The sequence below is a fragment of the Paenibacillus chungangensis genome (genome assembly GCF_042675905.1).
Classification (GTDB): Bacteria; Bacillota; Bacilli; order Paenibacillales; family Paenibacillaceae; genus Pristimantibacillus; species Pristimantibacillus chungangensis.
The window spans coordinates 497,985-515,230 of the sequence record NZ_JBHTJZ010000005.1 but is presented as its reverse complement, the minus strand read 5'-3'; the positions used below and the strand labels follow the sequence as shown (position 1 = coordinate 515,230).

Annotated in this window: 21 protein-coding genes; 6 read left to right on the top strand and 15 right to left on the bottom strand. The window is 51.1% G+C overall.

What is annotated here, in order from left to right; translation table 11 throughout:
* Positions 1 to 77: 77 nt before the first annotated feature.
* Complete coding sequence (locus ACFQ2I_RS04795; protein ID WP_377562975.1) at positions 78 to 344, bottom strand: YqhV family protein; 267 nt, start codon at positions 342 to 344, stop codon at positions 78 to 80.
* A 180-nt stretch (positions 345 to 524) separates the two neighbouring features.
* On the opposite strand from ACFQ2I_RS04795, the gene ACFQ2I_RS04790 reads away from it, so the two are divergent.
* The 3 genes from ACFQ2I_RS04790 to ACFQ2I_RS04780 all read left to right on the top strand — a co-directional run bounded on the left by ACFQ2I_RS04790 (position 525) and on the right by ACFQ2I_RS04780 (position 2,634).
* Complete coding sequence (locus ACFQ2I_RS04790; RefSeq protein WP_377562512.1) at positions 525 to 1,370, top strand: phosphosulfolactate synthase; 846 nt, start codon at positions 525 to 527, stop codon at positions 1,368 to 1,370.
* Positions 1,371 to 1,389: 19 nt separating this feature from the next.
* Positions 1,390 to 2,103, top strand: a complete 714-nt coding sequence (locus ACFQ2I_RS04785; RefSeq protein WP_377562511.1) for a 2-phosphosulfolactate phosphatase — start codon at positions 1,390 to 1,392, stop codon at positions 2,101 to 2,103.
* Positions 2,104 to 2,175: 72 nt separating this feature from the next.
* Complete coding sequence (locus ACFQ2I_RS04780; protein ID WP_377562510.1) at positions 2,176 to 2,634, top strand: DUF441 domain-containing protein; 459 nt, start codon at positions 2,176 to 2,178, stop codon at positions 2,632 to 2,634.
* 125 nt (positions 2,635 to 2,759) lie between these two features.
* On the opposite strand, the gene ACFQ2I_RS04775 is transcribed toward ACFQ2I_RS04780, so the two are convergent.
* The 5 genes from ACFQ2I_RS04775 to ACFQ2I_RS04755 form a co-directional block, all read right to left on the bottom strand.
* Complete coding sequence (locus tag ACFQ2I_RS04775) at positions 2,760 to 4,013, bottom strand: aspartate kinase (RefSeq protein ID WP_377562509.1); 1,254 nt, start codon at positions 4,011 to 4,013, stop codon at positions 2,760 to 2,762.
* 135 nt (positions 4,014 to 4,148) lie between these two features.
* Positions 4,149 to 4,706, bottom strand: a complete 558-nt coding sequence (gene efp, locus ACFQ2I_RS04770; RefSeq protein ID WP_377562508.1) for an elongation factor P — start codon at positions 4,704 to 4,706, stop codon at positions 4,149 to 4,151.
* A gap of 27 nt (positions 4,707 to 4,733) precedes the next feature.
* On the bottom strand, positions 4,734 to 5,807 hold the full coding sequence (locus tag ACFQ2I_RS04765; protein ID WP_377562507.1) for a M24 family metallopeptidase: 1,074 nt from the start codon (positions 5,805 to 5,807) through the stop codon (positions 4,734 to 4,736).
* A gap of 25 nt (positions 5,808 to 5,832) precedes the next feature.
* Entirely contained in the window at positions 5,833 to 6,273 is a 441-nt protein-coding gene (aroQ, locus tag ACFQ2I_RS04760) for a type II 3-dehydroquinate dehydratase (RefSeq protein ID WP_377562974.1), read from the bottom strand.
* 94 nt (positions 6,274 to 6,367) lie between these two features.
* Complete coding sequence (locus ACFQ2I_RS04755) at positions 6,368 to 6,898, bottom strand: YqhR family membrane protein (RefSeq protein ID WP_377562506.1); 531 nt, start codon at positions 6,896 to 6,898, stop codon at positions 6,368 to 6,370.
* 229 nt (positions 6,899 to 7,127) lie between these two features.
* Between ACFQ2I_RS04755 and ACFQ2I_RS04750 the strand changes: the two genes are divergently transcribed.
* The gene (locus ACFQ2I_RS04750; protein ID WP_377562972.1) at positions 7,128 to 8,027 is read left to right on the top strand and encodes a DUF1385 domain-containing protein; all 900 of its coding nucleotides are present in this window, start codon (positions 7,128 to 7,130) and stop codon (positions 8,025 to 8,027) included.
* Between the two features lie 43 nt (positions 8,028 to 8,070).
* Positions 8,071 to 8,388 carry a hypothetical protein gene (locus ACFQ2I_RS04745; protein ID WP_377562505.1) on the top strand — a complete coding sequence of 106 codons (318 nt, stop codon included), beginning with the start codon at positions 8,071 to 8,073 and terminating at the stop codon, positions 8,386 to 8,388.
* Between the two features lie 72 nt (positions 8,389 to 8,460).
* Here ACFQ2I_RS04745 and mntR read toward each other — a convergent pair whose 3' ends face one another.
* The gene (gene mntR, locus ACFQ2I_RS04740; RefSeq protein WP_377562504.1) at positions 8,461 to 8,883 is read right to left on the bottom strand and encodes a transcriptional regulator MntR; all 423 of its coding nucleotides are present in this window, start codon (positions 8,881 to 8,883) and stop codon (positions 8,461 to 8,463) included.
* Positions 8,884 to 9,043: 160 nt separating this feature from the next.
* Between mntR and splB the strand changes: the two genes are divergently transcribed.
* Entirely contained in the window at positions 9,044 to 10,111 is a 1,068-nt protein-coding gene (gene splB, locus ACFQ2I_RS04735) for a spore photoproduct lyase (protein WP_377562503.1), read from the top strand.
* On the opposite strand, the gene ACFQ2I_RS04730 is transcribed toward splB, so the two are convergent.
* From ACFQ2I_RS04730 to ACFQ2I_RS04695, 8 genes are all read right to left on the bottom strand, one after another.
* Entirely contained in the window at positions 10,108 to 10,821 is a 714-nt protein-coding gene (locus ACFQ2I_RS04730; protein ID WP_377562502.1) for a cytochrome c biogenesis CcdA family protein, read from the bottom strand. The two genes, splB and ACFQ2I_RS04730, sit on opposite strands and share 4 nt — an antisense overlap.
* 37 nt (positions 10,822 to 10,858) lie before the next feature.
* Positions 10,859 to 11,674, bottom strand: coding sequence for a metal ABC transporter permease (locus tag ACFQ2I_RS04725; RefSeq protein WP_377562501.1), 816 nt, complete (start codon positions 11,672 to 11,674; stop codon positions 10,859 to 10,861).
* A gap of 6 nt (positions 11,675 to 11,680) precedes the next feature.
* A complete protein-coding gene (locus tag ACFQ2I_RS04720; protein ID WP_377562500.1) occupies positions 11,681 to 12,478 on the bottom strand; it encodes a metal ABC transporter ATP-binding protein in 798 nt (265 codons plus the stop codon).
* A gap of 61 nt (positions 12,479 to 12,539) precedes the next feature.
* Positions 12,540 to 13,670: a metal ABC transporter solute-binding protein, Zn/Mn family gene (locus ACFQ2I_RS04715; protein WP_377562499.1), complete on the bottom strand. Its 1,131-nt coding sequence runs from the start codon at positions 13,668 to 13,670 to the stop codon at positions 12,540 to 12,542.
* Between the two features lie 505 nt (positions 13,671 to 14,175).
* A complete protein-coding gene (locus ACFQ2I_RS04710; protein ID WP_377562498.1) occupies positions 14,176 to 14,334 on the bottom strand; it encodes a hypothetical protein in 159 nt (52 codons plus the stop codon).
* A complete protein-coding gene (gene rbsK / locus ACFQ2I_RS04705) occupies positions 14,335 to 15,249 on the bottom strand; it encodes a ribokinase (protein WP_377562497.1) in 915 nt (304 codons plus the stop codon).
* Positions 15,250 to 15,264: 15 nt separating this feature from the next.
* Entirely contained in the window at positions 15,265 to 16,188 is a 924-nt protein-coding gene (locus tag ACFQ2I_RS04700; RefSeq protein WP_377562496.1) for a nucleoside hydrolase, read from the bottom strand.
* Between the two features lie 174 nt (positions 16,189 to 16,362).
* Positions 16,363 to 17,199, bottom strand: coding sequence for a phytanoyl-CoA dioxygenase family protein (locus tag ACFQ2I_RS04695; protein ID WP_377562495.1), 837 nt, complete (start codon positions 17,197 to 17,199; stop codon positions 16,363 to 16,365).
* Positions 17,200 to 17,246 lie beyond the last annotated feature (47 nt).

Genomic DNA, 17,246 nt, shown 5'->3' with positions numbered 1-17,246 from the left:
TCCCGGATGTTTGTCTCTTGTCGTTACATATGTATGCTTGTCTAGTTAGAATCATGTCTCGCTTTTTTTGCATCCGACTACTTCTTCAATATGCCGATTAACAGACAAGTCACTCCTGCAGCTACCCACAGGAATCTGGATGGCGACAGCTGCTCCGAGACGCCGACTAGCCCTACCGTCGTTGTCGCCATCAGTATAATCGGACCGACCAGAGCGAGAGAAGAGTTCATCACAAGCGCTCTCTCGATATCGTTGTAACGAAGCATGAACAGCGCTACTCCAATCTCAATACTGCCTGACAGTATTCGCATCAGCGCCATGCTGAGCACAATCTTATTGACCAGCAACCCAATCCCCTCCCCTTCAAGACTTCTAAGTCAGACTCCGCTCTATTCATATGTATGCACGCTTGTCTCCACTTCATGACGGACACAAGGGCACTCTACTGGGCGAATGTGCATATAGTACAGTATTGGCTGCCTCTACAGGCCGGCCAGAGTCTGAATGATGGGGAGAATAAGCAGATGGAGAATGCGTTGATGGGAATCGGAGCATGGCAGCAGGAGCTGCTTGACCCTGGCGGTCTAAGAGAGAATGGCCGCAAAAAAGGGCTTGGCAAGACAATGATCATCGACAAAGGATTAGGACTGTCCGCCTTCCGGGATCTCCTGGAAGTTAGCGGCCGCCACATCGATATGGTTAAGCTTGCGTTCGGAACTGCCGTTCTGTATGAGCCGGATGTCGTTCGCCAGAAATTGAATCTGGCTGCTAAGCAAGGCATCATCGTCATGCCTGGAGGCACGCTGCTGGAGACGGCCATTGTACAAGGCGCCGCTGAACCTCTAATGGATAAGCTGTGCGCAATCGGATTCACAGGCATTGAGGTCTCGGACGGAACCATATTCCTGGATCGGCTGCGACGCACCTCACTCATCAAGCAGGGGGTGCAACGCGGTTTATTTGTCGTGACCGAATACGGAAAGAAAATTGCCGGCAGCAGTATCGACGCTGATGAACTGGCATTCACAGCCGAATGCGATCTTCGGGCCGGCGCACAGCTGGTCGCCGTTGAAGCGCGGGAATCCGGTACGAATATCGGCCTCTACGATGAACAAGGGCATTGCCGCCAGGATCTGCTAGAGACGATCAAGGGTGCGATAGGTGAGATGGAGCCTCTTCTATGGGAAGCCCCACTGAAGCATCAGCAGGCGGAGCTGCTCAGCGCTTTCGGAGCAGGAGTTCATCTGGGCAATGTAGCGCCAGGCGACGCTTTGGCATTGGAAGCGATGCGCCGGGGCCTCAGAGCCGACACATTCCGCCTCGCCAGAGGGTCCGCTGTTTACGAGAACGGCTGTGAGTACATGATTTGACAGGAAGGGATGTTGGAACATGCAGGTACAGGTCATCTCCAACGTGAACGAAGCTTGCTCGGCGAAGTTTTGCCATAAGACGGCCATTGTCATTGATGCACTTCGTGCAACGAGTACAATTGCGACTGCACTTGCAGCAGGGGCCTCCTCTGTTAAGCCAGTCGAGACGGTAATGGAAGCCCGAGAATATTACACGGAAGGCGACGTGTTGGGAGGTGAGCGCTTCTGTCGACGAATAACAGGCTTCCAACTCGGCAATTCCCCTGATGAATACGTACCGCAGACGGTGGCCGGACGAAGAGTCATTCTGACGACTACTAACGGAACGCGCGCCATATTGAAATCGCTACGAGCGCAAGAAGTCATCGCCGCCGCCTTCTTGAATGGAGGAGCGTGCGCAGCTTATGCCGCAAGACAGCGGAGAGACATCGTCATGATTTGCGCGGGCAGCCATAACGAATTTGCGATTGAGGATGGATTGTGTGCCGGCTTCCTGCTGCACAGCTTACTGGAGCATTGCATCAGTGATTTGAAGATGGATGATTTCGGGGCTGCGATGTACAGCTTATACAACGACCGCAAAGACGCTATATGCAGCACGCTATTCGACAGTACGACGGGAAGAAGACTATTGAAGCTGGGACAATCACAAGACATTGAGGCATGCTCCAGGCGTAATCTGTACCACAATGTGCCGATATGGCGCAGTGGTCAACTAATCGACATATCCTGAACAGCCCGTCCATATAATGTGATGTAGCCACCTGACGCAGGCTGCAATTTATAGGGATAGGGTGTATGACTCATGCTGGGTGAAATCGTGCTTGTCTTGCTCATAATCGTCGGCGTCGTAGGCCGTTCATCCATTATCGCGACGGCGGCATGCATACTGCTGGCGATCAAGCTGGTTCATTTGGAACGATTTCTGCCCGGTATCGAACGACGCGGATTAGAGTTAGGCTTACTATTTCTAACGTTAAGCGTATTGGTTCCGTTCGCATCCGGCAAGGTCGGTCTGAAGGACTTTGTCGCGGTGATCACTTCCTGGCAAGGTATTCTAGCCTTGATTGGAGGAGCTGCTGCCACCTACATTAACAGCAAAGGACTTCAGCTGCTTCAAGTGGAACCCGGCATGATCGCAGGACTGGTGCTGGGATCGATCGTCGGTATTCTCGTATTGCGCGGTATCCCCGTCGGTCCGCTGATGGCAGCGGGAATTACCGCTATCCTGTACAAACTGTTCAAGCTTCTTGGCGGTTCATGATGGATTTGAACTTGATGGGGCTCCGCTTCGATGCTTATCAGGGTATAAATAAAAAGAGCCTGCTGGAGCGCCCGGCGAGTACGCCGAAGGCCAAAAGCAGGCTCTTACTTTTTTGTGTCAGGGTTTTAGCGACGCTCGGACGGGCCGCCAACGAACGCTTTCTCTTCCGCATCCAGACCGTATGCCGTATGAAGCGCTTGAATGACATCCTGCAAGGAAGCAGAATCAATCACGCAAGAGCACTTGATCTCCGAGGTGCTAACCATCTTAATACTTACTCCGACTGAGGATATCGTGGAGAACATCTTCGCCGCAACCCCCGGGTTGCTTACCATTCCGGCGCCCACTATGGACACCTTCACAAGTCCTTCTTCGGATGACGCTTGATCATATGACACTTTCGAACGGATGCCTTCGATGACGTTCAGCGCCTTTTGCTTATCTTCACTGGAGATCGTGAAGGAGAAGTCCGCTTTGCCGTCTTGGACGAAGCTCTGCACAATAATATCCACATCAATGCCGTTTTCCGCCAAAGCCTCGAACACGCCTGCCAGCACGCCTGGAATATCCTGCACGCCCAGAATGCTGATTCGCGTCACGTTCTTGTCGAAGGCAATCCCCCGTACGACGATTCCCTGTTCCATAACCGCATCCTCCTTCACACATGTTCCTTCATTACCCGTAAAGCTGGACCGTACAACAAGCTTTACATTATAATGCTTCGCATATTCCACTGCTCTGGGATGCAATACGGCTGCACCCAAGTTGGCCAGCTCCAGCATCTCATCATAAGATATTTCATCCAACTTGCGAGCGTTCTTCACCACTCTAGGATCCGTTGAGTACACGCCGTCAACGTCTGTATAAATCTCGCAGATGTCCGCTTTCATAGCTGCTGCCATTGCAACTGCCGTCGTATCGGAGCCACCTCGGCCAAGTGTTGTAATCTCGCCTTCCTCACTAACGCCCTGAAAACCGGCTACAATGGCGATATGGCCCTGTTTTACGGCGTTCAACACAGAATCCGGTTGAATATCCGTAATTTTTGCCTTGCCATGCGCATTGTTTGTTTTCATACCTGCTTGCCAACCAGTGAAAGACATCGCTTTCGCACCCATTTCCTGGATGGTCATAGACAGCAATGCAATCGATATTTGTTCGCCAACCGTCAGAAGCATATCCATCTCCCGCTGCGGCGGATTCGGGTTCAGTTGTTTCGATTGATCAATCAAATCATCAGTCGTATCCCCCATTGCCGACACGACGACCACAATATCATTGCCCTCTTGCTGTCTGTCAATAATACGCTGCGCTACTCTCTTCATTCTTTCCGGCGTTCCTACCGAACTGCCGCCAAATTTCATTACGATGAAAGACAAAGCTTTATCACTCCCCGCCTTGGCATTTGCATACAATTTTATATTATAGCATAGACGCTCATCTATTGAACACATAAAATTTGCCACAAAAAAACCATCCATATCACATATGGACGGCTCTTGAACAAAGCAAAATTATGCTCTTGAAATATACTTTCCATCACGCGTATCGATCAGAAGCACATCGCCTTCATTTATGAACAATGGAACTTGCACATTCAGACCGGTCTCCACCTTCGCATTCTTCGTTGCGCCTTGCGCTGTGTTGCCCTTTACGCCCGGTTCAGTCTCAGTCACTTGCAGCTCGACGCTGTTAGGCAATTGAATGCCGAGAATTTCTCCCTCGTAGCTGGAAATGTTAACATTCATATTTTCCTTCAGGAAATTGATTTCCCATTCCAGCTGGCTGCTGTCAAGCGCGAATTGGTCATACGTTTCATTGTCCATGAATGTGTATTCAGATCCGGAGTTGTACAGATACTGTACCTCGCGGTTTTCGATAATCGCTCTGCCGATCGTTTCGCCTGCACGGAACGTTTTCTCCACTGTATTCCCGTTACGCAGATTTTTCAATTTGGAACGCACGAACGCAGCGCCCTTGCCCGGCTTTACATGCTGGAACTCCAGCACGGTGAAAATATCGTTGTCAACTTGTACGGTTAAGCCAGTCTTAAAATCATTAACAGAAATCATTACTGATTCCCTCCTCTATAATAGTGCCTATCCCAGAATGATAAGATCTTTCGGAGATGAGGTTAATACCGATATTCCGGAATCTGTCAGGACGATATCGTCTTCGATGCGGACGCCGCCGAATCCGGGGATGTAAATGCCGGGCTCTACCGTAACCACCATGCCTGGCTGGAGCACGGTATCGCTCATCTTGGATAACCGGGGCGACTCATGCACTTCCATGCCAAGGCCATGTCCTGTACCGTGTCCGAAGCTGTCTCCGTACCCGTACTTGGCAATGACGTCCCTAGCTAGAGCATCCGCTTCGCGGCCGGTCATACCCGGCTTAATATGCTCCAGCGCATGCAGTTGGGCTTCAAGTACGATATTGTAGATCTCACGGTGCTTGTCCGTTGACTTACCGACGACGACGGTTCGTGTAATATCGGAGCAATAGCCGTTATACAACGCTCCGAAGTCCAGCTTGACGAACTCGTTCGTTCCCACAATCCGGCTGCTGGCTACGCCGTGCGGCAATGCGGAACGCTCGCCGGAAGCGACAATCGTATCGAAGGATGAGCTGGTCGCGCCGTGGCTGCGCATAAATACTTCCATCTCCAGCGCGATATCCAACTCCTTCATTCCGGGACGGATTAATCCCGTAATGTGTGCGAACGTGCGGTCTGCGAGCTCAGCTGCTTCAGCCATAATCGTCAATTCCGACTCGTCCTTGTACATTCTGAGTTCTTCTACAAGAGAAGAAACCGGCTGAAGAGAAATTCCGGCAAGCACAGAAGTCCAAGACAAGTATTGCCCGTAAGTGACATGCTCCTGCTCGAATGCCAGCTTGCCGACTCCCCGTTCCGTCAGCAGCTCACGCACGGACTCCATCGGCTCCGCACCGTACTCCACCATATCGAAGCCATGAACTTGCTGGGCAGCTTGCACCCTGTAGCGAAAGTCGGTCAGGAACCAGCTCTTCTCATGCGTAAGCAGCACAAGACCGGCAGAGCCGGTAAATCCGCTAATATATGTGCGGTTGTATGGACTGCTTATGAGCAAAGCTTCGATTCCCGCGTCATTCATCGCTTTTCGAAGTTTCTGTACTCTATCAATCGTCATAACATACTCCTTTATTTACCGCGCATTAGCCGCGCTGCAAGTGCCGGACAAGCGCTTCCAGTCCCAACACATAACCATGCGCGCCAAAACCGGCGATTTGGCCAATCGCAATCGGGGCCACTACCGACAGATGACGGAAAGCTTCCCGCTTATGAATATTCGACAAGTGAACCTCAACGAATGGCAAATTCACAGCGCCAAGCGCATCCCGCAGCGCATAGCTGTAATGCGTCCAAGCGCCGGGATTAATGATGATGCCATCAGCATGCCCGTAAGCGCTATGTATCCGATCAATCATCACACCTTCATGATTACTCTGGAAGAACGATACCTCTGCACCGTACTGCTTCGACGCTTTCCTCACCTGTTCCTCGATAGCGGCTAACGTCTCCTTGCCGTATACGCCAGGCTCGCGAATGCCAAGCATATTCAGATTGGGTCCATTCAACACTTCGATTTTCAGCATCATTTTCGCCCCCCAACCAGCCCACGACACTGTTCCGTCGCAGATCATTAGACATTTTACCACAAATGCCCGCCGCTTGAGAAGCTGAATATCGTCAATGAGAGTGAACAGGCTCCCTGGACGCTTCGTCTGTAAATTCGAAAGCGATGGAATAGCCGATGAACAGTCCCCACAGCAGCGACACGCAAAGCTCGGAAAAGAGGCTGTCCCAGCCGATCTCCGTTACCGGCTTCATCATGCCGAGCATCGGACCAATCACCAGGAACAGTAATCCCCACCAGCACAAACCGTACAGCATTCCCGGCCAAGGGCCCCGAAGCTTGCTGAACAGAATCATATAAAGGAAGGCTGCGGCAATGGAGAACAGTATATATAGCCCAATTCCTATCACAAGTCCCCAAGGCGAACGAAGAAAGCTCGTCAGCAGGAAGGGTTCGCCCAGAAAGCCCGGCAATACTTTCGTGAACTTCATCTCGTAAAACAGCCATCTCAATCCACCCCAAATGAGCCCGCCAAAGAAGCCGATTTGCAGCGCATACAACCACCGGTTCGTAACATGCTTCTTCCTTTCGACACCTCGTTTGTTCCCACCTTGCCAATTGTCGTTCCCCTGTTCATTGTGCATTGCATGTCTCACCTTTCTGGTCAACTTATTTTGATTAGTATGTGAAAATATCTTATGCAGTAGTCGTGAGCTCTCATTGGCAATATGAGAACAGATCAAGTACAATAGAAAAGTATTCGGGAGCTTATTACGGAATAGCATACGACGCTATCCATTCAAGGAAGGTGAACAGCACTTGTCGCAAAACGGAAGAAATATTTACGGGGGACAAGCGGTTATTGAAGGCGTCATGTTTGCGGGCAAACATGTTAACGTAACGGCAGTCCGTCGCAAAAACGAAGAAATTGTTTATTATGAAGTGCCACGCGCCTCTAAGCCGTGGGTGCAGGCACTCAAGAAAATACCGTTCGTCCGCGGCGTTGTCGGCATCGTTGAATCTAGTGCGAAGGGATCGCAGCATCTGAACTTCTCCATGGAAGCTTATGCGGAGGACGAGATGGAGGACATGTCGGAAGAGGAGCGCGAAAAGGCGAAGAAGAAGGAAAGCGGCTTCAGCTTGAGCATGATCGTCAGCGTCGCCGTAGCAGGGGTTCTATCCTTTATAGCGGGGAAATTGCTGTTCACGGCTGCTCCGGCCGCTGTCGAGGAGCTGTTATTCGGCAAGATGTTCGAAAGTCAGATCGGCCATAATCTATTAGAAGGACTCATAAAATTCATTATGCTGCTTGCTTACCTGTATTTCATTTCTTTAACGCCAATTATTAGGCGGCTGTTCCAATACCATGGAGCGGAGCACAAAGTGATCAGCGCATATGAAGCCGGCGAGGAATTGACCGTCGACAACGTACAGAAATATAGTCGTCTACATTATCGATGCGGCTCAAGCTTTATCGTATTCACCGTTATTGTAGGCGTTTTCGTCTATTCCCTGCCCTTCTTCGACTGGCAGACGATATGGGACCGCATCTGGATTAGAATTGCGCTGCTGCCTGTCGTGCTAGGTTTGTCATATGAGGTGCTGAGATTTACGAATTCCCTCCGAGATATGCCTATACTGCGCTATCTGGGTTATCCCGGACTATGGCTACAGCTGCTGACGACGAAGGAACCATCCGATGATCAGGTGGCTGTGTCTATTGCTTCATTCACCCGGATGCGTGAATTAGACGAACAAATGACCAAGCCTTAATATCAATGAATTGTTTAAAGAACGTAAAGGGGGATGACGGCATATGAGAAAATCCGGATTAACAGCTGGTGCCATTATCGTATTTACATTACTGATTATCGGGATTGTGACAGCAACAGGCGATAACCCGATGGCCATATTGCTGCCCGTCGTTATCATTGGGGCCATATTCCTGCTTTACAAATATCCGCCTTCATTCATGGGCAGGAAGCAATCAGGCGTTCGGCAAGCCCGCAGCTACCAGCACCCTCATAAGCAGCGTAGCAGCAGCAAGGAACGTTCACGTTCCAAGCCTGTGCCGTTCAAGGTCATTGATGGCGGCAAAGACGACAACGAAGACGACTTGCCCAAATACCACTGATCACAACAGACAAAAACGCCTGAACCGCTGCTACAACAGTTACGGTTCAGGCGTTTTTCTCACTGTACTGAATCAGTCCTTATCCATCTCGCTCCTAATCGCACGCAACTCGTCAAGCCGGTTACGGTCTCGCCGGAAGTACTCGACGAGCGTCTCAATGCATGTGATGGAATCCCAGCTCAAGTGATGCTCGATACCTTCTACATCTATGTAGATGTTTTCTTCTTGGACGCCAATCGTCGCCAAGAATTCCTCCAACAAATGATGACGGTCAACCAGTCGCTTTCCCATCTTCTTTCCCTTGTTCGTCAGAACCAATCCACGATACTTCTCATAAATCAAGTAATTATCTTTATCAAGCTTCTGGATCATTTTGGTTACTGAAGAAGGGTGGACCTCCAAGCCTTCGGCGATGTCCGATACCCGTGCATAGCCTTTGTCTTCGATGAGCTTATAGATTCGTTCCAAGTAATCTTCCATGCTCGGAGTCGGCATTGAAGAACCTCCTATCCTTGCTTCTTCACCCAGTTTCCTCGGCGTCACAACCTCTATCATACACTTTTCTTGCTGTTTCCTGCAACTTGTTGTCATTAGTCACTCCCTGAACGTACATAATAAAATCATTAATTAGTACTAAGGAGTGGAGGCATTCATCATGTCTACAAAAGTGATTCAACGACCACGCGTCGACCGTTCTTCGTTGTCCTTCGTGCCTGACTTGGTCTACTTTGAACCTGCTGCTCTGGAATACCCCAAAGGAGAACGCATATTCCAATGGGCGAAGCAGGAAGGAATTCCTTACAAAATGACGACTTCTCATAATCGCATATTGAATTTGCCGGGCGATACCGAGCTGGAGAAATACCGAATGGCGAAACGTACGCTCGTCGTGGGTATTCGCAAAACACTTAAATTCGATACATCGAAGCCATCTGCGGAATATGCTATTCCTATAGCGACTGGCTGTATGGCACACTGCCATTACTGCTACTTGCAAACAACCCTCGGCGCGAAACCGTATGTGAGGATATATGTCAATATAGACGACATCTTGGATGCGGCGCGCGGATACATCGAGGAACGCAGTCCGGAGGTTACGCGCTTCGAAGCGGCCTGCACATCCGATCCTGTAGGGTTGGAGCCTATATCAGGGAGCCTGCGCGAGCTGATTGCCTTCATGGCGGAGCAGCCTCATGGACGTCTCAGGTTCGTAACGAAATTCCATCATGTAGATTCCCTGCTAGACGTTCCCCATAACGGGCATACTCGCGTAAGATTCAGTGTGAACAGCAAGTACGTCATCAAAAACTTCGAACCCGCCACCTCGCACTTCGAGCAGCGCATTGAAGCTGCGGCGAAGATGGCTGGTGCGGGTTATCCAATCGGATTCATCATCGCGCCGATTATATGGTATGACGAATGGGAAGCTGGATACGGGGAGCTAATTGAGGCGTTGGACAAGGCGCTGCCTATGGATGCGCGGAGCGATCTGACGTTCGAGCTCATTCAGCACCGATTCACGAAGACGGCAAAAGGCGTTATTGAGAAACGCTATCCGCGTACAAAACTGGAAATGGAGATCGAAAAACGAAAATATAAATGGGGACGCTGGGGACAGGGCAAGTACGTCTATCCTGACGAACAGGCAAATGCGCTCCGCATGTTTTTGTCAGAGCGCATCTTTCATCATTTCCCGCAATCGCAGATCGAATACTTTACCTAATATTTCAGCCATTCCGGCGTCAGGTCATTCAGCCATATCGTAATCTTGGTCATCTGATCCGTGAATAATAGAATACCCATTAAAATCATGACCGCGCCTCCCACCTTCATGACAGCGGCGGAATACTTCAGTATCCAGCGAGCCGTACCAAGGAAAAATGCCAGTATAAAGAAGGGAATAGCGAAGCCAAGAGCATAAGCGGTCGTTAGCCGAAACCAAGTGCCCGGCTCTGATGCTGCAAGGCCCAGTATCGCCGTTAACGCCGGGCCCATGCAAGGCGTCCAACCTGCGGAGAAGCCGACCCCGAATATGAAGGAACTGACGTAGCCGACCTTCTTCGGAATCAAATTCATACGAACTTCTTTCATGAGCAACTGGGGCTTGAATATGCCGAGCAGGAACAAGCCCATTAATATAATAAGCAGTGCAGACAATTGGCGAATAATCGTATTGTACTGACTGAAAAATTCACTGAACACATTCGTACCGTAACCCAGAGCATAATAAACCATGCTGAACCCAAGCAAAAAGAACAGCGTATGCGTCATCATTAAAAGTCTTTTGCGCTTCGTGATCGCGTTATCCTTTAACTCAGAGACAGAAATGCCGGTTATGTAGGATAAGTAAGAAGGATATAAAGGCAGACAGCAGGGCGACAGAAATGATGCGAAGCCGGCGCCAAGCGCCAGCCACATATTGATATCAGTCACTGGGAATACCTCTTTCTATTGGAAATCAATTTTCTTCTTATGAACTCAGACGGCCAATCGTTTTGCGCAGAAGCAATAGCAGCAGCAATATACCGATGAGCAGCATAACGATCGTACCGCCCGGCGCTAAATTCCATATGCCTGCAATCATCAGGCCAAGAGCAACGGCCAACTCGCCGATTACGACGACGATCACGACGCTGGAGCGGAAGCTTCGGGCAACCGCCAGGCTGCATGCCGCAGGAATAGTCAGCAGAGCGGAGACAAGAAGACCTCCTACAATCTTGATCGCGATGGTAATAACCAAAGCCGTAAGCACGCTAAGCATAACATTATAAATACGCGTGGGCAAGCCGCTTACGGCAGCCGCATCCTCGTCGAACGCCATCAGGAACATCTCCTTCATCTGAGAGCCGAGCACGGATAGCACGACTACGGTGACGACCCCGATGACGATCAGATCCTGATTCGTCAGCGTGTAGATACTGCCGAACAGGAAGCTGTCCACATCCATCGTGAAGCCTCGCCCCATCGTGAACAACAGCGATGCCATGCCGATACCCCCGGCCATAATGATCGCCAGTGACAGCTCGGCATACGACTGATAGGCTTTGCGAAGCTTCTCGATTGCCAGTGCAGCAATCAAGGCGAATACCAGCCCCATTCCCAGCGCATAGCTCTCATCAATTAGAAAGCCGAGCGCGACGCCAGCTATCGTCGCATGGGACAGGGTATCTCCGATCATCGATAATCTGCGCAGCACCAGAATCAATCCCATAAGCGGTGCGGTGATGCCGATTAACAAACCTCCCATCAGTGCCCGTTGAAAAAACTCACTCGTTACGATTTCCAAACGCGTTCAACCTCTCTTCCCGCTTTCCATCCGCTGTCTCAAGCCGCTTAAGCTGTGCGCCAAGTTATCCTCCACGCAATCTTGCGTCTCGTGGGAGTGTCTAACGTAGAAATTCAGCTTGCCTGCCTTGGAAGCCGGCTCCTGACCCAAATAACCGCGAATCATCTCCATATCGTGCGATACCATCAAAAAGGTCATATTATGATGCTGATGCATATGTCTCAGCATATGGAAGAAGCTCTCTTGCGTCTCGGCATCAATGCCAACTGTCGGCTCATCCAAAATGAGCAATGACGGATTGTTGATGAGCGCACGCGCCAGAAAGACGCGTTGCTGCTGTCCGCCCGACAGCTGTCCGATTCGCTTGCCTGCCAGATCTTCAATGTCCATCGCGCGCATGGCATCCTGGCCTTTGGCCAGCTCCTGCTTCCCTATTCGCTTGAACAGCATCCCTCGCCCGTACAGCCCGGACATCACTACCTCGTGCACGGTTGCAGGGAATAGCGGATTGAGTGCATTCTTCTGCGGCACATAACCGATGCGGTCCCATTCCTTGAAGCGGGATAGCGGCTTGCCGAACAGCCGGACTTCCCCCTTCGTGGGCTTGAGCAGGCCGACAATCAGCTTCAACAACGTCGACTTTCCGGCGCCGTTGCTGCCAATCAAGCCGACGAAATCGCGTTCCTTCACGCCGAAGCTGACCTCTGTCAGCACGTTCTTCTGTTGATAGGAGAACGAAACGCCGTCAACCGAGACGACCTCTTCATGACAGCTTGCCGCTGCAACGGCTCCCGTCGGATTCATTATGCATCCTCCTCACAGCAAAGCGGAGCCTGCAATAGCTCCGCATTCATTTATTATTCCTTTATTGTAAGGCTAAGATCAAATTTTGCAAGTTGCGTTCCATTAATGTCAAGTAAGTTTCACCATTTTTCTCTTGTTCCTTCGTTAGTCCTTCCAGTGGATTAAGCACCATTGTATCCACTTTCGCTTCCCGGGCAAGCATGTTCGCCAAGTCGTCCGATACCAGCTCCTCGAAGAAAATATATTGCACGCCGTGCTCCTTGACAAATTTCGCTATTGCCAGTATGTCCTGCGCACGTGGCTCTGCTCCCGGATTCAGGCCCATTATGGACTCCTGCGTCAAGCCGTAATCTCTGGCGAGATAGCCGAATGCCTGGTGGGACACGACGATATTCTTTTGCTTCAGCGTGCCCAGTTCCTCCGAATACCGCTTATCCAGCTCTTCCAGCTTGGCTCTCAGCGCTTCATAATTTTCCTGGTAATACTCGGCATGAGACTCATCGGCTTCGATCAAGCTGTCCTTCACATTATTCGCCAGTATTAGCGCTGACTTCGGGCTTACCCAAGTGTGAGGATCGATGTCGCTGGAATGTGAATTCCCCTGCTCATCTGCTTTATTTTCACCATGTTCATGCTCATCATCTTGATGTCCATCTTCATCGTGCTCTCCATGCACATGTACGCCTTCGCCGGTAATGAGGGAGATTCCTTGGCTCATCTCCTTCGCCACTACACTGCTGCCCTTAGACAATCCGCCCAGGAAGTCGTCTACCCAGCCCTCCAGACCGGCTCCGTGATACAGGAACAATGCTGCGTTGGAAGTTGCTTGCAAGTCCCGGCTCTTCGGCGTCCAGTCATGCGGCTCTACGCCTGCAGCGACAAGACTTCTCGCTTCGACACGTTCGCCGCCAATCTCTTCCACCATGTATTGGAGAGGATAGAAGCTAGTAATGACCTGTAGCTTAGGCTCATCAGCCTCGTCCGAAGCGTCTTCGTTCTTCTGTTCGGCGCTTCCTTGCGCAGCATTGTTATTGCGGCTCTCCTCCGCTTGCTTCTGTCCGTTGTCGGATGCTGCTCCATTCTCGTTCCCGCTACCGCAAGCCGTAGTTAGCACAATGAGTAACGTGATTACAACGGCTGCAGTAATTCTCACAGGTGAGCCTAATCCATATAATGTAAATCTACTATTCATCTTAACTTCCCCTTCTCTCTCTCCACTATTCGCAAAATCATTATCAGTAATCGTTATGATTACGTTTAAGATTATATGCCTCTATTTCTGTCCTGTCAACCGCCTATGTATAGAAAAATGCTTCAAACATGTTATGGCATCGCACACATCGGACAACTGGCACTGACTTGCACCCCTCTCTTATTGAGAAAAACGCCTAACGGCGCTCCCTTTCATTCCTCTTTTGCGGATCGTCTACTCCTTTCGGAGCTCCAGTGTAGGACACTGCGGGCGCGCTCGCTCGGGATTTCGCCACTTTAGTGTTGGCTGCATACACTATAGGCTCGCTTGCTCGGGATTTCGCCACTTTAGTGTTGACTGCATACACTATAGGCTCGCTTGCTCGGGATTTCGCCACTCTAGTGTTGGCTGCATACACTGTAGACTCGCACCGAATTTTATAAACTCTATATCTTCAAAAAAGCCAATTGCCTCGATTGGCAATTGGCTTGTTGCATGGCTTTCATTATAGCTCTATCATTCCGGATATCCGGGTCATTCTTCTGCATTCGGGAGACAACAACAGATACACCTCCAGCTTTACACATTCACCTTGCACATGCGGCAAGTTGACCGAGATCGAGAGTTCGATGAGTTTAAGCATATTCCGTTCTGGAACATACATTTACAGCGACTCCACTTCCTGCAGCGTCGGCATGCCGGCTTGCGCTCCGAACCTGGTGACGGAGAGTGAGGCCGCCTTCACCGCGAACGGAACGGCTTGCTTCAACTCCCAGCCGGAAGCCAGTCCGTAGCAAAATGCGGCATTGAAGCAATCGCCTGCACCTGTCGTATCGACTGCTTCCACGATGGGAGCGGACGCCGTCTGCAGACGGTTATCGTCCAGATAAGATACGCCATGCTTGCCCCTGGTCATAAGCAGCTTGTTGCCATAACGCTCCTCCCAGCTTCTGATCCCCTCTTCTATCAACGCTTCCGATTCTCCTAATGCAAGTGATGACAACAGCTCGAATTCATGCTCGTTCGGCGTAACGTAATCGCATAAAGATAGCACTTCCTGCGGCAGATGCACAGCAGGAGCCGGATTCAGCACGGTGCGCACGCCGCCCGATCTTGCAATCTGCAAAGCGCGCTCTACGGCGTCGAGAGGGATCTCCAGCTGCAGCAGGACAATATCTGCTGACACAATGGCTGAAGCGTGTGCATCGATCATCTCTGGTGTAACGGCGCCATTGGCCCCAGGAACGATAACAATGCTGTTGTCTTCAGACGTATGGAAGATAGACGCGGTCCCAGTCGGCTTGTCCTCCAATACGGCGAGCGCCTCGACCGATACTCCAAATCGCCGCATATCCTGCAGGATATGCTCGCCGAACCTGTCGGATCCAACAGCGCCGATCATCGTTACATCGGCTCCTAGCCTGGCGCAGCCGACCGCCTGGTTGGCCCCCTTGCCCCCGGGAATATAATGAATTGCATCGCCGGTCAGCGTCTCGCCTTGCTTCGGCATCCGCGGCATGGATACGACCAGATCCATGTTGAGACTGCCTATAACTGTCACTTTCGGTGTACTGCTCATGAAGCTCCTCCTCGCTTATAGCGCCGCCAGTCTTTGGAACAGATCCTTGAATACAGCGTCGCGATCGATATAACGAATATAGCGGATAAGATGGCGGGACGGATCTATTCCCCACCGGAAATCTTCGGATACTCTGGGGCTTGGCATGAGATGCGACGGCGCCCACTCCGGCTCAATCAGCCAGGCGATAACCGCAATATCCCAGATCACGCGTGAATAAGCGAAGTGATCTTCCCGGCAATTGCGATACGTCTCATACAAGTATTGTCCGATCGCTCCTTGCGGCAGTACGTAATCTCTTACCTCCGACAGCGTCGTTCTAAGATTGGACGCAACGCCCATGCAAGGCGCAAGTACAAGCGGCACGCCGCTGTCCAGCACGATGCGGGAGGCGTGCAGATCCTGTTGAAGATTGAACTCTCTAGTATCTCCCCATTCTAATGTATGGCCGCCGAGCCAGACAACTACCATTCTCTCGATAATACGAGGCTCCATCGCAATAGCGCTGGCTACATTGGTAATGGCGCCAATCGCCACGACGTAGAGAGGCTCTTCCGGATCGCGCTTCATGGCGCGCTCCACCAGGTCTCGCGCCGCCTCGCTATCCACCGGTAAGTCTTCAGCATCCATATACGACTCGGAGCCTCGGAATACGGGAATATCTTCACGTTCCATCAATCCGCGAATTTTCAAGAGCTCCTGATAACTCTTCTCCATCCCGTCCCGGGGACCGCTGGACAACTCGTTGAAGAATGGTGCGGCGTAGAACGCCTCCACTTCCATTTTTTCAGCGGCAGCAAGCGCATATATGACAGCGAACTGATCGTCTATTTCATTGAACGTGTCAGTATCTAGCACCATACTGATTTTGCCCTTTGGCGGAGTCAACCGCTTGGCGTATTCCATCTCCGACAATAGGGGATAAGCATGCTTGTTCATTTTCTGTCGTCCTCCTTATTCTTTATGACCTTCAGCATAGGCATTCATATCATACCTGGGCGGTTCAGCTGCATTTCCGTTATGCTTCAATTGTAAGACCACTGCTTCAGGACATGCCACTTCGTTATGTTTACATCTTGCATTGACTTTTGTTTACCTGACGGGAATAGGCGACTAGCACTCTCTGTCCTGCTTCGCCATATCTCCCTCTTGATTCCAGGCATGACCGAAGGGATAACCGGGATAACGCAGCGTCCGCGGCAGTCTGACCACTCCTGCGTCGCAACGAACTCGTTCGTGCCGCTGCCCGCTAATCAGCACCCCCGTATCGCTCCACACGCCGTCAGCAAGCTGATAAGCGTCATCGGCCCGATAGGAGAAGACGATGCCTCGGCGGGAATGTCCGGACAGATTCGGGCCCGATCCATGCAACGTCAGGCCGTGATGAATGCTGATTCCGCCTGCCCTGGGCATGATGTTGACGACTTGTCGCTCATCTTCCCAGTAGCAGGATTCCGTGCAGGCTCCCGTGAAGTACCCATCCTTCGTATGATCGAGAGGGCCAAGCTTATGGCTCCCCTTCACCATCTGCATGCATCCATTCTCCACAGTGGCGTCGTCCAGCATAATCATGACGGACAGAATATCCGTATTCGTATGCGGGTAGAACATATAATCCTGATGCCAGGGGAAAATCCCCTTTCCTTTGGCGGCGGGCTTCGTCGCCAGCTTGGAGTGCTGAAGCTGAATGTCCGGGCCCAGCAGAGCTTGTATACGGCTTACGATAGCAGGATGTCTGGCCAGATCTAGGAAGAGGGAGGACATACTCGTCAGCCCCAGCATATGTACCGTCGCTTCCTTATCCTTCTCCTGCAGTTCCTCCCGAAGCGACGAGATCGAAGAAGAGTCCGTCAGCTCCCGATAGAGCTCCACCTCCGCATCCGACAAGATGTTCTCAATGACAAGATATCCATCTCGTTTATAGGCTTGCACTTGTTCTTGCGTCAACATAGGATCCGCCTCCCTGCTTAGAGATGACATTGCATCTCATTTTATGG